We start from the raw sequence: 16,416 nt of genomic DNA, 5'->3' as shown, positions 1-16,416 counted from the left end.
ACTTATGTGGTCGCTCGTCAATTGATCGGTATGGAAACGCGTGACTTAGGGCAGACCGGACACGAGAGCACCGTCGCGACCTTCGGTGCAATTGCACTCAACTGGCTCGAGCAGGAGGGCGCAGACCAACTCGTCGAACTCGTCCTCGAGCACGGCGTCAATCACTTCGACGTGGCCCCGACCTACGGCGACGCCGAACTCAAACTCGGCCCGAAACTCCGCCAGCACCGCGAGGAGATCTATCTCGGCTGTAAGACCCAGGAACGGGGCTACGAGGGCGCACGAGACAAACTCGAGCGCTCGCTGGATCGCCTCGGCGTCGACCACATCGACCTCTATCAGATCCACGGCCTCGAGTACGAATCCGAACTCGCGGAGATCACGGGCGACGACGGCGCACTCGCGGCGATCCGAGACGCCCAGGATGAGGGACTCATCGGCGATATTGGCCTGACGAGTCACGGGAACCCGGAGCTTATTCTCGAGGCGATGGATCAAATCGACGATCTGGCGACGGTGATGTTTCCGCTGAATCCCGTCGTGATGGCGAAAACTGATGCCAATGCTGACGCCGACGCAGGTGGTGATGGCGATGGTGACAGAGAATACGACTACGAGGCCGTCCTCGAGCGAGCGGACGAGGAGGGAATCGGAACGCTCGGGATCAAAGCCTTCGCGAAGGGGTCGTGGCCCTCGACCGACGAACTGCCCGAAGCCGACCGGCCCTACTGCAACTGGTATCGCCCCGTCGACCGGCCCGACGAGATTCGGGAGCGTTTCGACTTTGCAGCCTCACAGGGCCTAACGAGCGTCGTCTCGCCGGGTGACCCGAAACTCGTCGCGATGGTACTCGATGCCGCTAGCCGGTACGACGGCATGGCCGAGGAGACACAGCGCTCGCTGCTCGAGGCGGCACGCCACGACGAGAGTCCGGTGCCAGAGCAGTTACACCACTAACGAACTCGCGGCTTCGATGTCAATTCCACGTACTGTTACGACCGCACTTGCGGATCGTCCAGTTGCGGATGCCGTCTGTCTCGAGGCAGGCGCGGGCGTCGGCAACACAACCGCCGGCTTGCTCGCAGGCGGCGCAAGCCGCGTCTACGCCGTGACCAACGAGCGAAAGCACGCGAAATCCACTCTCGAGCGCGTGCGAGTGAACACCGACTCGGCGACCAGTTCACCGGAAAAAGTCGCAGTCCTCGAGGCCGATCTTCGCACGATTCCGCTTCCCGACAACTCCATCGAGATCATCACCGCCCACGGGCTGTTCAACGTTGTCCCACCGGCCGATCTCGAGCCCGTTCTCACGGAACTAACCCGCGTCGCCGCGCCGGGCTGTCACCTCGTCGCCAACGACTACGAGCCGCTGCCCGACGACGCCGCGGTCCGCGAGTTGTTCGCACTCGAGAACGCGGCCGCCGAACTGGCCGACGGACAGCCGATGCTCTCGTTTTACGCGGCCGCGACGCTGCGGCGGCTGTTCGTCGGCGCTGGCTGGGAATACGACCGCACGCAGACGCTACTCGAGCCGGTGCCGTGGACAAAGAGCCACCTCGAGGCTCATGCTGCGGTGGTCCACTCGCGGGCGGACCAACTGGAGGATGCGGTCGGAGAACAGTTGTGCGACCGAGCTGACGCCCTCGTCGAGACAATCGGGTTCGAATCCGTCGGCGAGATGTACAGCCTCGCGTTTCGGTGGCCCGCGTAGACCCAACCGTGCTCACCGAGTCGTCGCCCTTATGCCCGGTCCGGCCCAAGAGCGGCCAATGGCAGAGCCCCGTGTTCCGGGTTCCGGCACCGAACGGCACCTCGAGTTACCCTGCGGGGAGCACCTCGACCCCCACAGCGTCGACCTCGGGATGTACGAGTACACCAGCTGTCCCTGTGGCGAACCCCACGCCGTCGTCACCGACGCACACCCTGCGTCGCGATTCTTCCCCGAGTCACTCGTTGCGATTCTCGAGGAGACAATCGACACCGACGACGATTTCGACCGCTTCGGGACGCCCCACCTCATGGGCGTCGTCTTAGAGGAGTTCCCCGAGAAAGTCGTCACCTATGACGCGAGCGACGACGGCACAGTCGGCTACGCGATGCTCTGGGTCACCGACTTCGACTCCCGGCGACTCCACGAGATCATCGTCGAACTCGTCGTCGAACTCATGGAACACGCGATCAGCCACGCCGAGGACGACGGCGCCATCTCGGAGTTCGAAACCCAGATGCTCGAGTTCGACATCGGCGAGTTCGTCGAGCAGTACCGCGCCCAGCGAAACTTCGAGAGCGAACACGACCAACCGATGTAACGATGGGGCAGAACCTCTCGAAAATGAATAGTACATTCCATCTCGACATATGACGGCGTTTCGTCCTGCAGGCTAGCACAATTGCGCGGTCGAAACGCAGACAATACAGACGGATGAATTGATCCACTACTTTCTGGAGTTTAGAAATACCACGTCTCGGGGCCGATCACTCGAGGAACGCACGAACCGTGTCCGTTATCTGTCGCTGGCCCTGAGAGCGACTGTGACCGCCCCCGATCGCCCACCTGAGACCGATACACAACTATCCGATTCTGATACATCAACCGAATTAACGAGTCGCGGCTACCGAATTTCAGTCGACGATGGCCGCGAATCGTTCTTTGCGATCTACCTCGGCGAACCGGGCAGCGAGACGGCATGGATCATGTCCGATACCGTCTACGCGCCCGAATCAATGCGGTAGCATCCCCAACTCTCCGGTACGCAATCTCCTCGAGCGTGACTGCGCCTGCCTGCTGCTACATCGGGGATCGATCCTGATTTCGATTTTCGAAGCGCCGCTGGTGTGATGAGGTAGATGTCTGCTTTAGTCGGCTCTTTGGGACCGATCTCACTGCACATCTCGAGTGCTGTCTGTCCCCATAGCACACGCCGTAGTTCGAGCGAATCACAGAGAGTCACACCGATTTACTCGCAAATGTCGAACGGTTCGTGGTGCAACTATCCTAATGGGCAGAAATCGGTGACAGTGTGGCCTCTCACTCGTCGCCAGTTCGAATTTCGAAAAGCCATTTCGAGATTCGTACTGTATCGTGGGGCTTATTACGATGTGCGAACTTCGGACGTACAAGACCAATGAGTACGGACAACGACGGCGACACAGGGGACGGACGCAAAATCCTCCTGATCGGGAGCGGCCCGATTCAGATCGGACAGGCAGCCGAGTTCGACTACTCCGGCGCACAGGCCTGCCGCGCACTGCAGGAGGAAGGGGCAGAAGTCGTCCTCGTCAACTCAAATCCGGCGACCATCATGACCGACCCGGAGATGGCAGACGAGGTCTACATCGAGCCAATCACGACCGACGCCATCTCGGAGATTATCGCCAAAGAGAACCCAGATGGCGTTATCGCGGGTCTCGGCGGCCAGACCGGCCTCAACGTCACCGCCGAACTCGCCGAAGAAGGCGTTCTCGAGAAGTACGATGTCGAGATTATGGGCACGCCACTCGACACCATCTACGCGACGGAAGACCGAGATCTGTTCCGCCAGCGCATGGAAAAGATCGGCCAGCCCGTGCCGGGATCGACGACTATCTCGCTCGAGGAGGGCGAGTCAGTCACCGAACTGAGCGACGAGGACGTTCGTGAGCGCGTCGAAGCCGCCGTCGAGGAGGTCGGCGGACTCCCAGTTATCGCCCGCACAACCTATACGCTCGGTGGCTCCGGATCGGGCGTCGTCCACGAGATGGACGAACTGCTCGAGCGCGTCCGCAAGGGGCTGCGTCTCTCGCGCAACAGCGAGGTGCTCATCACGGAATCCATCGCGGGCTGGGTGGAGTACGAGTACGAGGTCATGCGCGACGCCGATGACTCCTGTATCATCATCTGTAACATGGAGAACATCGACCCGATGGGCATCCACACGGGCGAATCGACGGTCGTCACGCCCTCCCAGATCGTTCCCGACGAGGGTCACCAGGAGATGCGCACCGCAGCGCTTGATGTGATCCGTGAACTCGGCATTCAGGGTGGCTGTAACATCCAGTTCGCCTGGCACGACGACGGCACGCCCGGCGGCGAATACCGCGTCGTCGAGGTCAACCCGCGTGTCTCGCGCTCCTCGGCGCTCGCCTCGAAGGCAACGGGATATCCAATCGCCCGCGTGACCGCGAAGGTCGCACTCGGCAAACGCCTCCACGAGATTGAGAACGAAATTACCGGCGAGACGACCGCCGCCTTCGAGCCTGCAATCGACTACGTCGTCACCAAGGTGCCACGCTGGCCCAAAGACAAGTTCGACGATGTCGACTTCGAGCTGACGACCGCGATGAAATCGACCGGCGAGGCAATGGCTATCGGCCGCTCCTTCGAGGAGTCCCTGCTCAAAGCCCTCCGCTCGAGTGAGTACGAACCCGACGTCGTCTGGGACGAGGTCTCCGACGACGAACTCGAGGAGCACTACCTCGAGCGCCCATCGCCGGATCGTCCGTACGCGATGTTCGAGGCGTTCGAGCGCGGCTACAGCGTTGATGAGGTCGTTTCCCTGACGGGCATCTTCGAGTGGTACACCGAGCGCTACAAGCGCATTGCCGACTCGACGCTCGCGGCTCAGGAGGGTGACTTCACCGAAGCCGCCATCGCCGGCCACACGAACGCAACCATCGCCTCCGCGGCGGGCGCAGAGGTCGACACCGTCGAGAGCGAAGTCCCCGGTCGCACGTACAAACAGGTCGACACCTGTGCCGGCGAGTTCGAAGCTGAGACGCCCTATTACTACTCCTCGCGCAAGAACGAGTTCGAGTCCGGTCCGCTGCTCGGTGACGCCGCAGCCGGCGAACTCGAGGTCGAACGCGATATCGAGAGCGTCATCGTCGTCGGCGGTGGCCCGATCCGTATCGGACAGGGTGTCGAGTTCGACTACTGTTCGGTGCATGCAGTCCGCGCACTCAGAGAACTGGGAATTGACGCCCACGTTGTCAACAACAACCCCGAAACGGTCTCGACTGACTACGACACCTCCGATGGCCTCTTCTTCGAGCCCATTACGGCTGAGGAAGTCGCAGACGTCGCCGAAGCAACCGGCGCAGACGGCGTCATGGTCCAGTTCGGTGGTCAGACCTCGGTCAACATCGGCGAACCGCTCGCCGAAGAGATCGAGCGCCGCGGCCTCGAGTGTGAGGTCATGGGCACGAGCGTCGAAGCGATGGACCTCGCAGAGGACCGCGACCGCTTTAACGCCCTGATGGACGAGATGGGCATCGCCCAGCCAGAGGGTGGCACCGCCTTCTCCAAAGAAGAGGCGCTCGAACTCGCCCACGATATCGGCTACCCCGTCCTCGTGCGTCCGTCCTACGTGCTTGGTGGCCGTGCGATGGACGTCGTCTACAACGACGAGGAACTCGAGACCTACATCGAGGAAGCAGTCCGCGTCAGCCCCGAGAAACCGATCCTCGTCGATGACTTCCTCGAGGATGCGGTCGAACTCGACGTGGACGCGGTCTCGGACGGCCGCACCATCCTCATCGGCGGCATCATGGAACACGTCGAAACGGCTGGCGTCCACTCCGGCGACTCGGCGTGTATGATCCCGCCGCGCTCGCTCGATGCGGACACGCTCGCACGCGTCCGCGAAGTCACCGAAGACATCGCCGAGGCGCTGAAGACGAAAGGCCTGCTGAACGTCCAACTCGCCGTCCGCGATGGCGAGGTCTACGTCCTCGAAGCGAACCCGCGCTCCTCGCGTACCGTCCCGTTCGTCTCGAAGGCAACGGGCGTCCCAATCGCGAAACTCGCCGCGAAGGTCATGGCCGGCGAGACCCTGCAGAGTCTCGAGGCCACCGAGCAGATTCCGGATCATACGTCTATCAAGGAGGTCGTCCTGCCCTTTGACCGTCTGCCAGGATCGGACCCACGTCTCGGCCCAGAGATGAAATCGACGGGTGAGGTCATGGGCACCGCAAGCGAGTTCGGCACGGCCTACTGGAAAGCCCAGCAAGCCGCGTACAACGACGCCAGCGAGGGAACCGCCGTCGTCGACTTCGACATTGACGGCTTCGATGCCCACTTCGACGTCGCCGAGTTCGACGACGTGCCACAGGCTATCCGCGAAGGGAAGGTCGACTTCGTCGTCAGCCGCGACCGTGACTCCCTCGAGATGGCTGTCGAAGAGGAGATTCCGTACCTCTCGACGGAAGCCAGCGCCGAGGCCTACGTCGAAGCACTCGACGAGTTCGATGGCGACCTCGAGGTTGCCTCCGTGAGTTCACGCCCACGCCGCGAGGCCCAGTGGGGCGGCGGCGAACTCGAGTAACCAGTCCCTGGACCGTTTTTTGCGTTTGACACGGGCGAGTGACGGCTCGAGTCTGACTGTTCTCGCGCATCTGATTCCTGTCACAGTCCGTCTGCGGCAACCGGTTGAGCAACGGTCGTTTCGATTGCCGGTCTAACTTTCAACCGTCCGGGCCGCATAGCAGTACGCAGCGCACGTGCGCGGAGGTCCGTTCAATGACTGAGGAACACGATCACAAGCTGCCGACGGAACTGCCGGGCGACGATATCGCCACCGACGAATTGAGCGCGCAAACCCCGATCGAAGCGGCGAAATCGGTCGATCCGAGTGAGTTACCGAGTGGAACACTCTCGCTTGCAGGTGGTGGACTCTTGCTCGTCGCTGCCCTTCGGTCGGGACTCAAGGGGCAGCGACGAGCGATTCCGAAAGCAATCGCTGGCGCAGCCCTGCTGAAATACGGACTGAATCGTCGCTCTGACTCGAGCGATGACGCGGCAGAGACGTTCGAACCGACTTCCATCGAAGATATCGAGGGCGAAACGGCTGGCAAAGAGACGAGCGATGCAGCCCATGCGTCGAATCGACCCGATGCCAGTCGGAAGTCCCTCGAGGACGACCCCATCGATTCGGACGACGAGGCGACGGGTTCGGGCGTCGAGTTCACCGACGACCGTGACGAGCCACGGTCGAAACCGGACATCGGCACTACAGCGGATGATCCTCGTCGGAACACGGACGGCGATGACGAAGCCGTCAAAATTGATGTCTCCGATGCAGCGATTGCGGAGGAAAACGCCGAGGCAGCGGGACCGGATCCAGAACAGGCCCAGCCGTCCCAGACCGACGCCGTTGAACCAGAGGAAACGCCCGAGGAGGACGCCTCGCACAAAAAGGTAGACCCCGATGATGGCGATGGTGACTCGAGTAGCGCGTCCGACTCGGAGGCAGAAGCGGACGATGAGAACGACTCTACCAATGCGGAAGACGAGGAGGCCGACGCCGACACCCAAGACGAAGCGGACGACGAGAGCTAACGCTCGTCGAGAGCGCCGCTAACTCATGCTCTTTTTGGATGCGCACCCAAATCCCTTTCACGACGATTGAACCGGTTCGTACCGGCCGATACTACACGCGGGAGTTGGTCCGGCGACTTGCTCACTACGCCACCATTCGCCGGAACGGTTATCACGATCACGGCTCGCTCGAGCAGGCAGCGACGACGATTCTCGCCGAGCGGGCAGCAGGCGGGTTTGAAGCCGGTGGCCACTTCGACGGGGTCTGGCCTCGAGACCTCTGTTTTGGCGCTCGAGGAATCGTCGCGGCGGGGTACGGAGACGTGCTGGCCGACACGGCCGACCAACTCGTCGCGGAACTCGCCGATGCGGAGACGTTTTACACCGACTTCCATCCGAGTCGCAACGCTGCCACGCCCGCGGAAGGAGCTGACACGTTTCCCGCGCTCGTGTGCCTGTTGGCAGCAACCGGGGGGCTTCAGGCCCATGCCGACGCGATTGTGTCGCTTGCCGAACGCCACCGCGAGCGGTTCGTCGACGAGCGGACAGGTCTAGTCACCGGCACCGGCAGCGGCTGGTGGGATTCGGCCGCTCGAGCGCGTGAAGCGTACAACACCGCGATGCTTCTCGCGGCAGTCGTACGACTCGAGGAAGCCGGTCTCGAGACGACGTTCACGGGCGACTCGTCGTGGATTCGCGACGCTCTGGACTCGCAGTTGTGGAACGGCGACTATTTCGACGAGCATCGCGATTCGGAGACGCTCGCCTGCGATGCGAACGTCGTCCCGCTTTACTTCAGACTCGTCGACGATGACCGTGCGGCGTCGATTGTCGACGCACTCGGCGGTCTCGAGCGCTCGAACGGACTCTGTCTGCGCGCACAGCCGTTTTCACATGGCGCGGTGCATCCGTTCTTTCTTCTCCATCGAGACTATCACTATCACGTCTGGCCCTGGAACAGCTTCATGTACGCCATCGGCCTCGAGCAGTACGGATTTGAGGATCGGGCGAAACGAGAACTCGAGCGCGTCGAGCGCGTCTTGGGGAGGTATGGCACTTTTCTCGAGTGCTATACGCTGGCGGGCGAACCCTACGTCAAGCGCGGCTACGCCAGCGCGGGGCACTTCACTGTTGCAGCCGCGCTGTGGACGGAGTACCGGTGCCAGTTCGACCCGTGTTGCCAGTGAACGACTCCCGACGGGTGGGCCTGATTACAGTCTCGATCCGTCGCGACCGTGGCCACGATTCGTGCTCGCTGTTGTGGATAATACAACAAACCAGACACACAATATGTGTAGGCAGAGCACGTAGAAGGCGCGACCACCTTGGTAGTAGTGATGAGCACGTCAGATCACACGCCCAACGAACCGGTGGATATCTTGATTGTCGAGGACAATCCCGGCGACGTTCGACTCATGCAGGAGGCGTTCGGCATGACCGACAGCGACGTGCGCTTCCGGACAGTCTCCGACGGAGCCGAAGCGGCGGAGTACTTCCGTCGCTGTCGGACGGGTGCGGTAGATGGCTATCCTGACGTCATCCTGCTGGATCTCAATCTTCCGAAGAAGAGCGGGCACGCGCTGCTTGAACTGCTCGGTAACGAGTGGGAGCATCCGACGCCACCGGTGCTCGTCCTCTCGAGTTCGACCGCGGATGATGATATCCACAAGAGCTACGACCGAAACGCGAACGCGTACCTCGTCAAACCGGACAGTCCGACGGAGTTTGACTCGCTGGCGAAGGCGATCGAATCGTTCTGGATCGACCGGGTCCAGCATCCGCCGTCGCCGGCGTAGTGAACCGAACTACCACGGCTTTCCGACTGCAACAAAACGAAGTAAACTACCCCACCCTACTCCCTCGGCGCATACGCGCCTCGGTCCTTGAGGATAGCGCGGGACCGAAGGTCCCGCTGACCATGCAAACGGGCGCTTCGCGCCCGTGAGCAGATGGGGCTTTGATGTGGACTCCCGGCGATTAGTTGCCAGCAATAGGCTGGTGACTCTCGCCGTTCAGTGTCCCACCAGTTATACGCACGTCTACTTGTGCGTCTCCGCTCCTCGACGTGGGCGAGGAACGGAGTCTGTGTGTCCGCTTCCGAGCATAGCGTAGCCCGATGTTCTTCGCGGCGTTGTAATCCGCGTTCACCTCGTAGCCGCACTTCTGGCACTCAAAGTGTTCTCCGTGGCGGTTGCTGTCGTGCGTGAACCCGCAGTCTGTCCGCGAACAGCGTTGGGACGTGTGGTTGGGCTCAACTTGCTCCACGGAGACGCCCTGCTCGGGCGCTTTGTACGAGACGAACTCGAACAGGCGTCGAAACGCCCAGACGTGATGCCACTTCGCCTGCGGAAGTCGCTCTCGAATATCGGTCAAGTCCTCGAACGCGATAACATCACAGTCGTGTTCGACGGCTTCCCCCACAAGTTCGTTAGCGACGGTGTGGATGTACTGTTTTCGCCATGCTTCTTCGCGTTTTCCGAGTCGAAGCACAGCGTTGTGCGCGGCTTGCGTGCCGCGTTGTTGCAACTCACCCCGCCGCTTCTCGAACTCACGACACCAATGGTCGTAGTCATCTCCCTGCCAAAACGTGCCGGTTGAGGAGACAGCCAACGAGTTGACGCCGAGGTCGATACCGAGGACCGTTTGGTCGGGGTGCCCGGTATCTTCCGAAACCCCTGCGTCGTTGCCGTTTGTCCGCCGAGTCGAGATGTTGAGGTAAAACTCGTCGGTGGCCGCGTCGTACCGAAGCGTACTCTCGCGGAACTCGTAATCCTCGGAGAGAACGTACCGCTCGTATGGCGTCGGGCTGTCCGCCGGGAGAATGAACGTGGGTTCGACGCGGCCCTCAACAGTTGCCAGCGACACCTTGTTACGGTAGAACGTCGCGCTTCGCGTGTCGTAGTCCATCGTTTCGGCGGTGAACGAGGGGCAAGAGACGCGCTGTCCTTTCTTCCACCGTTCGATAACGCCTTTGACGGCTTCGACGGCGCGTTTGATGGCGGCTTGGACGAGTTGTGCCTGTAGGTCTGTCTCCTCTCGAAGTTTGGTGTAGAGCGCGTCACGAACCCGCCGTTTGTTGGTCTTGCACTCGGTGGGAGAGATTTCGGACCAACAGTAGTCAGCGGTTCGGTTCGCGCAGTACAGGTATTGCTCGGCGGTTCGGTGGAGTGCGTCGCGTTGCTCGTCGGAAACGGCGAGTTTCACGACGGCGGTTCGACGCACGTCCATACGTCAGAGAAGTACCGACGGTACTTATATATCCGGGAGTCAGTCGGGTGCAGTATGCCGGTTGTGTCGTACCATGTCGATTTCCTCTCCGGCCTACTCGCCCCCTTCGCTACGCTTCGGTCGCTCCTTGAGGCCGGAGGCTCCACCTTGTGTAATGCTGAAAGCGCCGATCAATCGAACAACTGCCGCGACGTAGCGTTCGCCGAGCCGCTGGACTTACAACCGAAACCGCGATCGGATAGAATTATGACAGCTGGCTCGAAATGCCATCGCATACTGTGACGGGGGAAATTCGAGTCGAACGCGACGGAGCGACACCGAACCGCAGTTTACGATCGATTGGTCGAACCAACCGCCTTCGACGAGGGAACGACTGATGCGTCGGCCACGAACGCAGCTGGTAGCCGTCCTCGTCGCCGGCGTACTCGTCCTTTCGCTCACGGCTTCAATTGGCCTCGTACAGGCTGTCGACGAACTCGAGGAAACGGATGGTAATTCCGTTGAGATCGCTGTCGTCCCACCTGATGACCTCGAACCGAACGAGTCCGCCCCGGCGACTGTCGTCGTTGAAGGCGCGACAGAGGGAATCAGCGCGTATGAACTGACGCTCTCACTCGAAGGTGACGCTGCGACGGTCGGAGATATCGAGATCCTGGCCGAGGGTGATTCCGGGCCGATGACAACTATTGACCACGACGACGATGAGGTCTCGGTCGGTGCTGCCTTGCTTGAGGCGACTCACGACCCAGCTGAGGAGATCGACATCTTCGAGGTTGAACTTGAAGGGGAGACCGACGGAACAGCGACTCTCGCGGTTGATGACGTTACGGAGTTGACGGATGCCGACGTCGACCGCTACGAAATCAGCGCGACGGATACGGCGACGGTGCAGGTTGGAGACGGAAACGACGATGGGGGTGAAACCGGACTCTCCGCGTCGTCGCCGGACGATGACGACGGTTTCGATTCCGGCACTGATCCTGAACTCGACCTCGAGGTGCAAAACGTAACTGACGACGAGGCTCACCTCGAGGTTACCGCGACGAACCCCGGGGACGAACCGCTCGAGCGAACGCTCGACCTCGAGAGCGATGGCCAGTCGGTCGACACGTCTGAGTTCGCCCTTGAGCCCGGTGAAACGACGACGCTCGAGTCAGCGGTCTCCATCCCAGCAGACGCCAGCGCGGTTGACGTGACTGCGATGGCCGGGAACGCGACCGCCGAAACCGAGGTCGAAGTCGAGGGTGACGACTCTACGCCGACTAACGGAACGCTCGACCTTGCTGAGAGTCAGTTCCCGTCCGAGGCCGAACCTGGCGATCAGATCACGGCCGAAGCGACGGTCACGAACGATGATTCTGAGTCCCACACCGCGTCGCTGGCCTACGCAGTCGCCGACACACAGACGACGACTGACGTAACGGTCGCGCCCGACGATACCGAGACGGTAACACTCGAGGTACCTTACTAAACCCTGTGTTTCCTCTACTCCTCTCCAACAAAATTTATGATAAAGTTTTATACCACCTTCTCTTCAAAGTAACCCATATAATGGGTTGAAGATACAATGAATATACAATATATTGGAAAAATATATTTCGATAATCAATTTTATATCGCTCGGGGATTAGTGTGTTAGTATAACTTATGGATACTGATAACACCGGGGAACTGGTTCACCTCTCACTTAATGTTTGGCATCCAAACTGCTGGACACTTCAAGTAACAGAAGACGTGGAGGCTGGATTACTAGGACATGGTGCATATGAAACAACTGGAGGAGTTGCAAAGGGTCTATTCACTGTCTACGGAGACAGTGCAGATGAAGTCGACTCTCTCATTACTAAAACCAAAGAATCAAAATTAACGCGGTCTGTCCAAGAGATTCAGAAGGTGTTTGGAATCCAATCTAGTTCGGTTAAATTCCCTGGAAATATGTCTCGTGATATCTTCGTTGAATACCAAAGTAACAATAGTATTGATGATGCATTTATCTCGCGTGGTTTCATTTATGATGGTCCGACAAACATTAGAAATGGACAAGAAGAATGGTCACTCGTCGGTCATCATAATAGAGAGGCTATTAGGGAATCACTCACAGAAATTCGCCAAGAAAAAGACGCAATGATTGAAATGAATCGAATCATTTCGGTTAGTCGGAGTAATCCCACGACAGAACCGCTTGCAAATCAACTAACAGAACGACAGTGGAAAATGTTTGAATTTGCACGGCAAAATGGATACTATGAATGGCCTCGGGAGGTTACCGCACGTGAACTTGCAACACACATGGAAATTACGAAAACAACCTTTTTAGAGCATCTTCGAAAAGCAGAATCTAAGATTTTGAATAATATTGCACGGCCTCTTCGATAGCACATATTTCTAGTATACATAGTCAACGATACCGCATCTTCTGTTGCTTCCCGAATTCGTTCAAGGTCATCTGCATTCTCCTCCTCAACATGTCCTTTTAATGAATCGACTCCGACGCAGTCATTCCCATGGTCAAAGCCCACGCAGCCAACTGGCTTCTCGAATCGCCATCAGTTTAATACCCTTTGACACTTTTCCCCCAGTGGCAATAAAAACATCTAAAATGTAAGAAGTTTTAAATATTTTGAGAATAAATGAACTCGAGCGAAAACAATGGCATCCGAACCACCAACTTGGAGAGAAGTAACGCATCATCAAACTACAAACAATAGTCATTTCAAACGATTGCGTGACTACAGTGAACGAGTCTGGAAACCGTTCGTATACAGTTCGGCGTACTTGGCGTTCATCGCAGTCGCCGAAGTGATCATCGTAATGTCGCTGTTGTCACTGCCGTTGTCTCCAGCCCCGATCGTGGTTGGGCTCATTACGTTCACCATCTACACGAACGATCGACTCCTCGATCTCGAAAGCGATGCAGCATCGAACCCACAGCGAACTGCGTTCGTTCGCCGGTATCGACATCCGTTATATGTGCTGTCCGCACTGGCGTACGGCCTCGCTGTCGCACTCGCAGCGCTCGGCGGCCCGCTCGCGTTTGGACTGACGCTGTTTCCTGGTGTCGTTTGGGTACTGTACGCCATGGATTGGATTTCGACATCGTCTCTGCCAATTCAGCGGTTGAAGGACGTCCTCTTCGTCAATTCAACTCTTGTCGCAACGGCGTGGTCTCTGACGATTGTATTGCTTCCGGTTGCATACGCGAACGCGACGGTAACTCCGGCCGCCGGCGTCATCTTCGGTTACTTTGTCCTGGCGACTTTCGTCAATACGGAAATTGCGAACGTGCGTGATATCAAAAGCGATCGGGCACGCGGCGTATCGACACTGCCGACCGTACTCAGTGTTACCCGCACGCGACACGCGTTATACGGAATCACACTTCTCACAGGTTCCATTCTCGGCTACGGCGTGATCGAAGGATACGTGACAGCGATGGCAGCCGGCGTACTTTCGGTTGGACTCGTCTGCTTGCTCGGGGTGACTGGGGCTATCGGTCGGATCGACGAGCGATGGTTGTCGATCAGCGCAGAATGTACACGATTGCCCGTGTTCGCGCTGCTCGTACTGTTCACACTCTTGTGATCTGTTGATCGGTCATCCGTTGGCGACTTAGCCAGAAGCACCGAACAGGTTCCGCTCGTCAGACGGCGATACCTCGGAACTTGCCTCTGTGTCGGCAAGAACCGGTACCTCGATGATAACGGTCGTACCTGTCGGATCATTTTCTTCGAAAGACACTGCTCCGCCAGCAATCTCTGTTCCCCAGACGATCAACGCGAGCCCGAAGCCACTGCCGTGTTTTAGCGGTGTTTCCACACCGTCTTGTATGAGAGCAAGTTCCTGGTCATCAATACCAGGTCCGTTGTCAGTGACTACGATCCGTGCGGACTCATCGTCGGCATCAACAGAGACCTGAATCCATGGATCTGGGCTCGTATTGTGTTCTGCCGCATTCTCGAGGACGTTAAAAATCACCTCGCTGAACACGCTGTCGACACACTGCTCGGCGGAATCGATATCGCTGTGAACGGTCGTCTCAGGATAGTTGGTTCGAACTGTCGCAATGGAATCGTCCAGTAACGACCTAAGCGATACCGTTTGTGTGGGTGTCCGTTGCTGCTTAAATATATCGAGCACGGTCAGTATGTTCTCACTGAGTTGATTGATCTCAGAGGCGCTCTGGCGCACATGCGCTGCTTGCGTCTCGTCATACTCGTCCAACGTATCGACGGTTCCGAGAATAACCTGCATATTCGTCCGGAGATTGTGCCGGAACACGCGATGAAGCACTTCGAGTCGCTGTTGCTGGCGCAGGTGATCGCTGATGTCGTGTAACGTAACGATCCGTCCGATACCACGATCTCGATCGTCGACTAGTTGATTCACGGATATATCGTATCCGCCAACCCCGTCGTTGGGACGCAAGACTGTTTGCCCCCCTTGTGACTGATCGTCGAGTGCGACAGCGAGGTTTGGGAGGACAGTTGTTATCGGACGTCCCAGTACAGTAGACGGATCCACCTCGAGAATCGCCGCTGCCCTCTTATTCACTTCGACTACATTATCGTGTTGATCCAATACCATCGCCCCTTCTTGCATTTGGTTGAACACCGTTCGGCGTGCCTGTCGGATCGGCGTCGGATTCGTTCCAAACAGTTGGTACTGGGTCAGCGCACTGAGGTATGCGACACCGGTAATCGAAAATGCAATCGGAGTGGGGTCGATTCCGGCCGTTGGGAGTCCATCCAAAACGAACAACACATTCGTAGCCCAGGGCACGATCAGACCGCCGAGAAGCAGGAGACTCTGCCCTCGGAAGGTGTTGACCTGGCTTGTGATGAACAGCAGCAATGGGAATGCACCGATCAATCCGAGAAGATAGGTATAGCCAGCAATCACCCAAAACCAGATACCAGGGCTGCGATCGAGGATGGAAACCCCGTTCTGGTCAACCAGCATCGAATCAGTATACAACAGGCCATGATACCCGTCTGTCAAACCGAGCACCGCCGTAATCAGGGGCACGATTAACAAGAGCGCGATAAACCGTGGTTTGACGTACTGGCTGTACCCCGTGTACTCCAGTGAGAACAACAGCCAGGCAACGGGGATGATACCGATCCCAATCCAGGAAACGTCGACCCAGAAGATTTTCTCTGACATCTCTGTTGCGGTGATTCGAAAAAAGAGGGTTGCAGACCACCATGCCTGACCGGCCAGGAGAAACGCCAGCGGCACAGCACCGGGTTGTGGCCGCTCCCGCCATGCGAGTAGTCCGCCCGAAACGCCAACAGCAATCGTTACTACGAGGATGAGTTTCATAACCACCAGCGTCGACGGACTATCAAAGATCATCATCGGCAATAGTGTCAGTTTTCTCAGAGTCGTGTTCGGATCTCAGAAGCGATTATTTTCTTCTACTCCCGTAAACACTATTGGATAACAAGTGGATAGATGTGCCGGTTCCTCTCGAATATATCCACAAACTTGAATTTATATTCTGACTTGAGAACGTTGTGGGACGGCGGTTCCGCCGCTTGCAGTTCGAGTCCGCAGAACCGAGACTCTCTCAGTCCTAAACGACGCTATCCGTTGCTGGCCAGAACCAAGGCTGACGACCGCAGTGGCGGTCCCGGCGCAGGTAGGGGGCGGAATCCAACAGAGAGGCAACTCTCGAGTAGCGGACTCTAAAGAGTACAGCGAGAGTTCCACGGGTCACCCGACCCGTGGTACTTTACTGGTTGATCGGCGGATAATCACGACACTCTTTAAATCCTCTCGTCGACGAAAGTAAGCCATACAGAAATCTTCATATATAAACAACTTTCAAAATACATATGGGTAGAGTAACACTCATGCGGTGGTTCACCGGGGACAACCAGAAGGGTGCCTAT

The 16,416-nt window shown here is 58.2% G+C and carries 14 protein-coding genes; 11 read left to right on the top strand and 3 right to left on the bottom strand.

Annotation, left to right across the window (positions count from 1 at the left end; all coding sequences use genetic code 11):
- The first annotated feature begins 30 nt into the window (after positions 1 to 30).
- The 8 genes from G6M89_RS17565 to G6M89_RS17530 all read left to right on the top strand — a co-directional run bounded on the left by G6M89_RS17565 (position 31) and on the right by G6M89_RS17530 (position 9,090).
- Positions 31 to 957: an aldo/keto reductase gene (locus tag G6M89_RS17565; protein ID WP_165163164.1), complete on the top strand. Its 927-nt coding sequence runs from the start codon at positions 31 to 33 to the stop codon at positions 955 to 957.
- 16 nt (positions 958 to 973) lie between these two features.
- Entirely contained in the window at positions 974 to 1,711 is a 738-nt protein-coding gene (locus G6M89_RS17560; protein ID WP_165163163.1) for a class I SAM-dependent methyltransferase, read from the top strand.
- Between the two features lie 58 nt (positions 1,712 to 1,769).
- A complete protein-coding gene (locus G6M89_RS17555) occupies positions 1,770 to 2,309 on the top strand; it encodes a DUF5815 family protein (protein ID WP_165163162.1) in 540 nt (179 codons plus the stop codon).
- 223 nt (positions 2,310 to 2,532) lie between these two features.
- Entirely contained in the window at positions 2,533 to 2,733 is a 201-nt protein-coding gene (locus tag G6M89_RS17550; protein ID WP_165163161.1) for a hypothetical protein, read from the top strand.
- A 392-nt stretch (positions 2,734 to 3,125) separates the two neighbouring features.
- Positions 3,126 to 6,302 carry a carbamoyl-phosphate synthase large subunit gene (gene carB / locus G6M89_RS17545; protein ID WP_165163160.1) on the top strand — a complete coding sequence of 1,059 codons (3,177 nt, stop codon included), beginning with the start codon at positions 3,126 to 3,128 and terminating at the stop codon, positions 6,300 to 6,302.
- A 194-nt stretch (positions 6,303 to 6,496) separates the two neighbouring features.
- Positions 6,497 to 7,315 (top strand): hypothetical protein, encoded by an 819-nt coding sequence (locus G6M89_RS17540; protein ID WP_165163159.1) that lies wholly within the window; start codon positions 6,497 to 6,499, stop codon positions 7,313 to 7,315.
- 38 nt (positions 7,316 to 7,353) lie between these two features.
- Positions 7,354 to 8,481 carry a hypothetical protein gene (locus G6M89_RS17535; protein ID WP_206335607.1) on the top strand — a complete coding sequence of 376 codons (1,128 nt, stop codon included), beginning with the start codon at positions 7,354 to 7,356 and terminating at the stop codon, positions 8,479 to 8,481.
- Between the two features lie 150 nt (positions 8,482 to 8,631).
- Positions 8,632 to 9,090 (top strand): response regulator, encoded by a 459-nt coding sequence (locus G6M89_RS17530; RefSeq protein WP_165163158.1) that lies wholly within the window; start codon positions 8,632 to 8,634, stop codon positions 9,088 to 9,090.
- Between the two features lie 181 nt (positions 9,091 to 9,271).
- Here the strand turns inward: G6M89_RS17530 and G6M89_RS17525 are convergent, their stop codons facing one another.
- Positions 9,272 to 10,522 (bottom strand): RNA-guided endonuclease TnpB family protein, encoded by a 1,251-nt coding sequence (locus G6M89_RS17525; protein ID WP_165163157.1) that lies wholly within the window; start codon positions 10,520 to 10,522, stop codon positions 9,272 to 9,274.
- A 376-nt stretch (positions 10,523 to 10,898) separates the two neighbouring features.
- Here G6M89_RS17525 and G6M89_RS17520 point away from each other — a divergent pair, with 376 nt between their 5' ends.
- Both G6M89_RS17520 and G6M89_RS17515 read left to right on the top strand, forming a co-directional pair.
- Positions 10,899 to 11,993: a hypothetical protein gene (locus tag G6M89_RS17520; RefSeq protein ID WP_165163156.1), complete on the top strand. Its 1,095-nt coding sequence runs from the start codon at positions 10,899 to 10,901 to the stop codon at positions 11,991 to 11,993.
- Between the two features lie 176 nt (positions 11,994 to 12,169).
- On the top strand, positions 12,170 to 12,898 hold the full coding sequence (locus tag G6M89_RS17515) for a helix-turn-helix domain-containing protein (RefSeq protein WP_165163155.1): 729 nt from the start codon (positions 12,170 to 12,172) through the stop codon (positions 12,896 to 12,898).
- Between the two features lie 353 nt (positions 12,899 to 13,251).
- Here G6M89_RS17515 and G6M89_RS22620 read toward each other — a convergent pair whose 3' ends face one another.
- The gene (locus G6M89_RS22620; protein ID WP_255488451.1) at positions 13,252 to 13,386 is read right to left on the bottom strand and encodes a hypothetical protein; all 135 of its coding nucleotides are present in this window, start codon (positions 13,384 to 13,386) and stop codon (positions 13,252 to 13,254) included.
- Between G6M89_RS22620 and G6M89_RS17510 the strand changes: the two genes are divergently transcribed.
- The gene (locus G6M89_RS17510) at positions 13,373 to 14,104 is read left to right on the top strand and encodes a UbiA family prenyltransferase (RefSeq protein WP_343162659.1); all 732 of its coding nucleotides are present in this window, start codon (positions 13,373 to 13,375) and stop codon (positions 14,102 to 14,104) included. The genes G6M89_RS22620 and G6M89_RS17510 overlap by 14 nt on opposite strands.
- A 27-nt stretch (positions 14,105 to 14,131) precedes the next feature.
- Here the strand turns inward: G6M89_RS17510 and G6M89_RS17505 are convergent, their stop codons facing one another.
- Positions 14,132 to 15,844 carry a histidine kinase N-terminal 7TM domain-containing protein gene (locus G6M89_RS17505; protein ID WP_165163153.1) on the bottom strand — a complete coding sequence of 571 codons (1,713 nt, stop codon included), beginning with the start codon at positions 15,842 to 15,844 and terminating at the stop codon, positions 14,132 to 14,134.
- Positions 15,845 to 16,416 lie beyond the last annotated feature (572 nt).

The organism is Natronolimnobius sp. AArcel1 (assembly GCF_011043775.1).
GTDB lineage: Archaea > Halobacteriota > Halobacteria > Halobacteriales > Natrialbaceae > Natronolimnobius.
The sequence above is the reverse complement of the archived record's forward strand: the minus strand, read 5'-3'. Positions and strand labels throughout refer to the sequence as shown.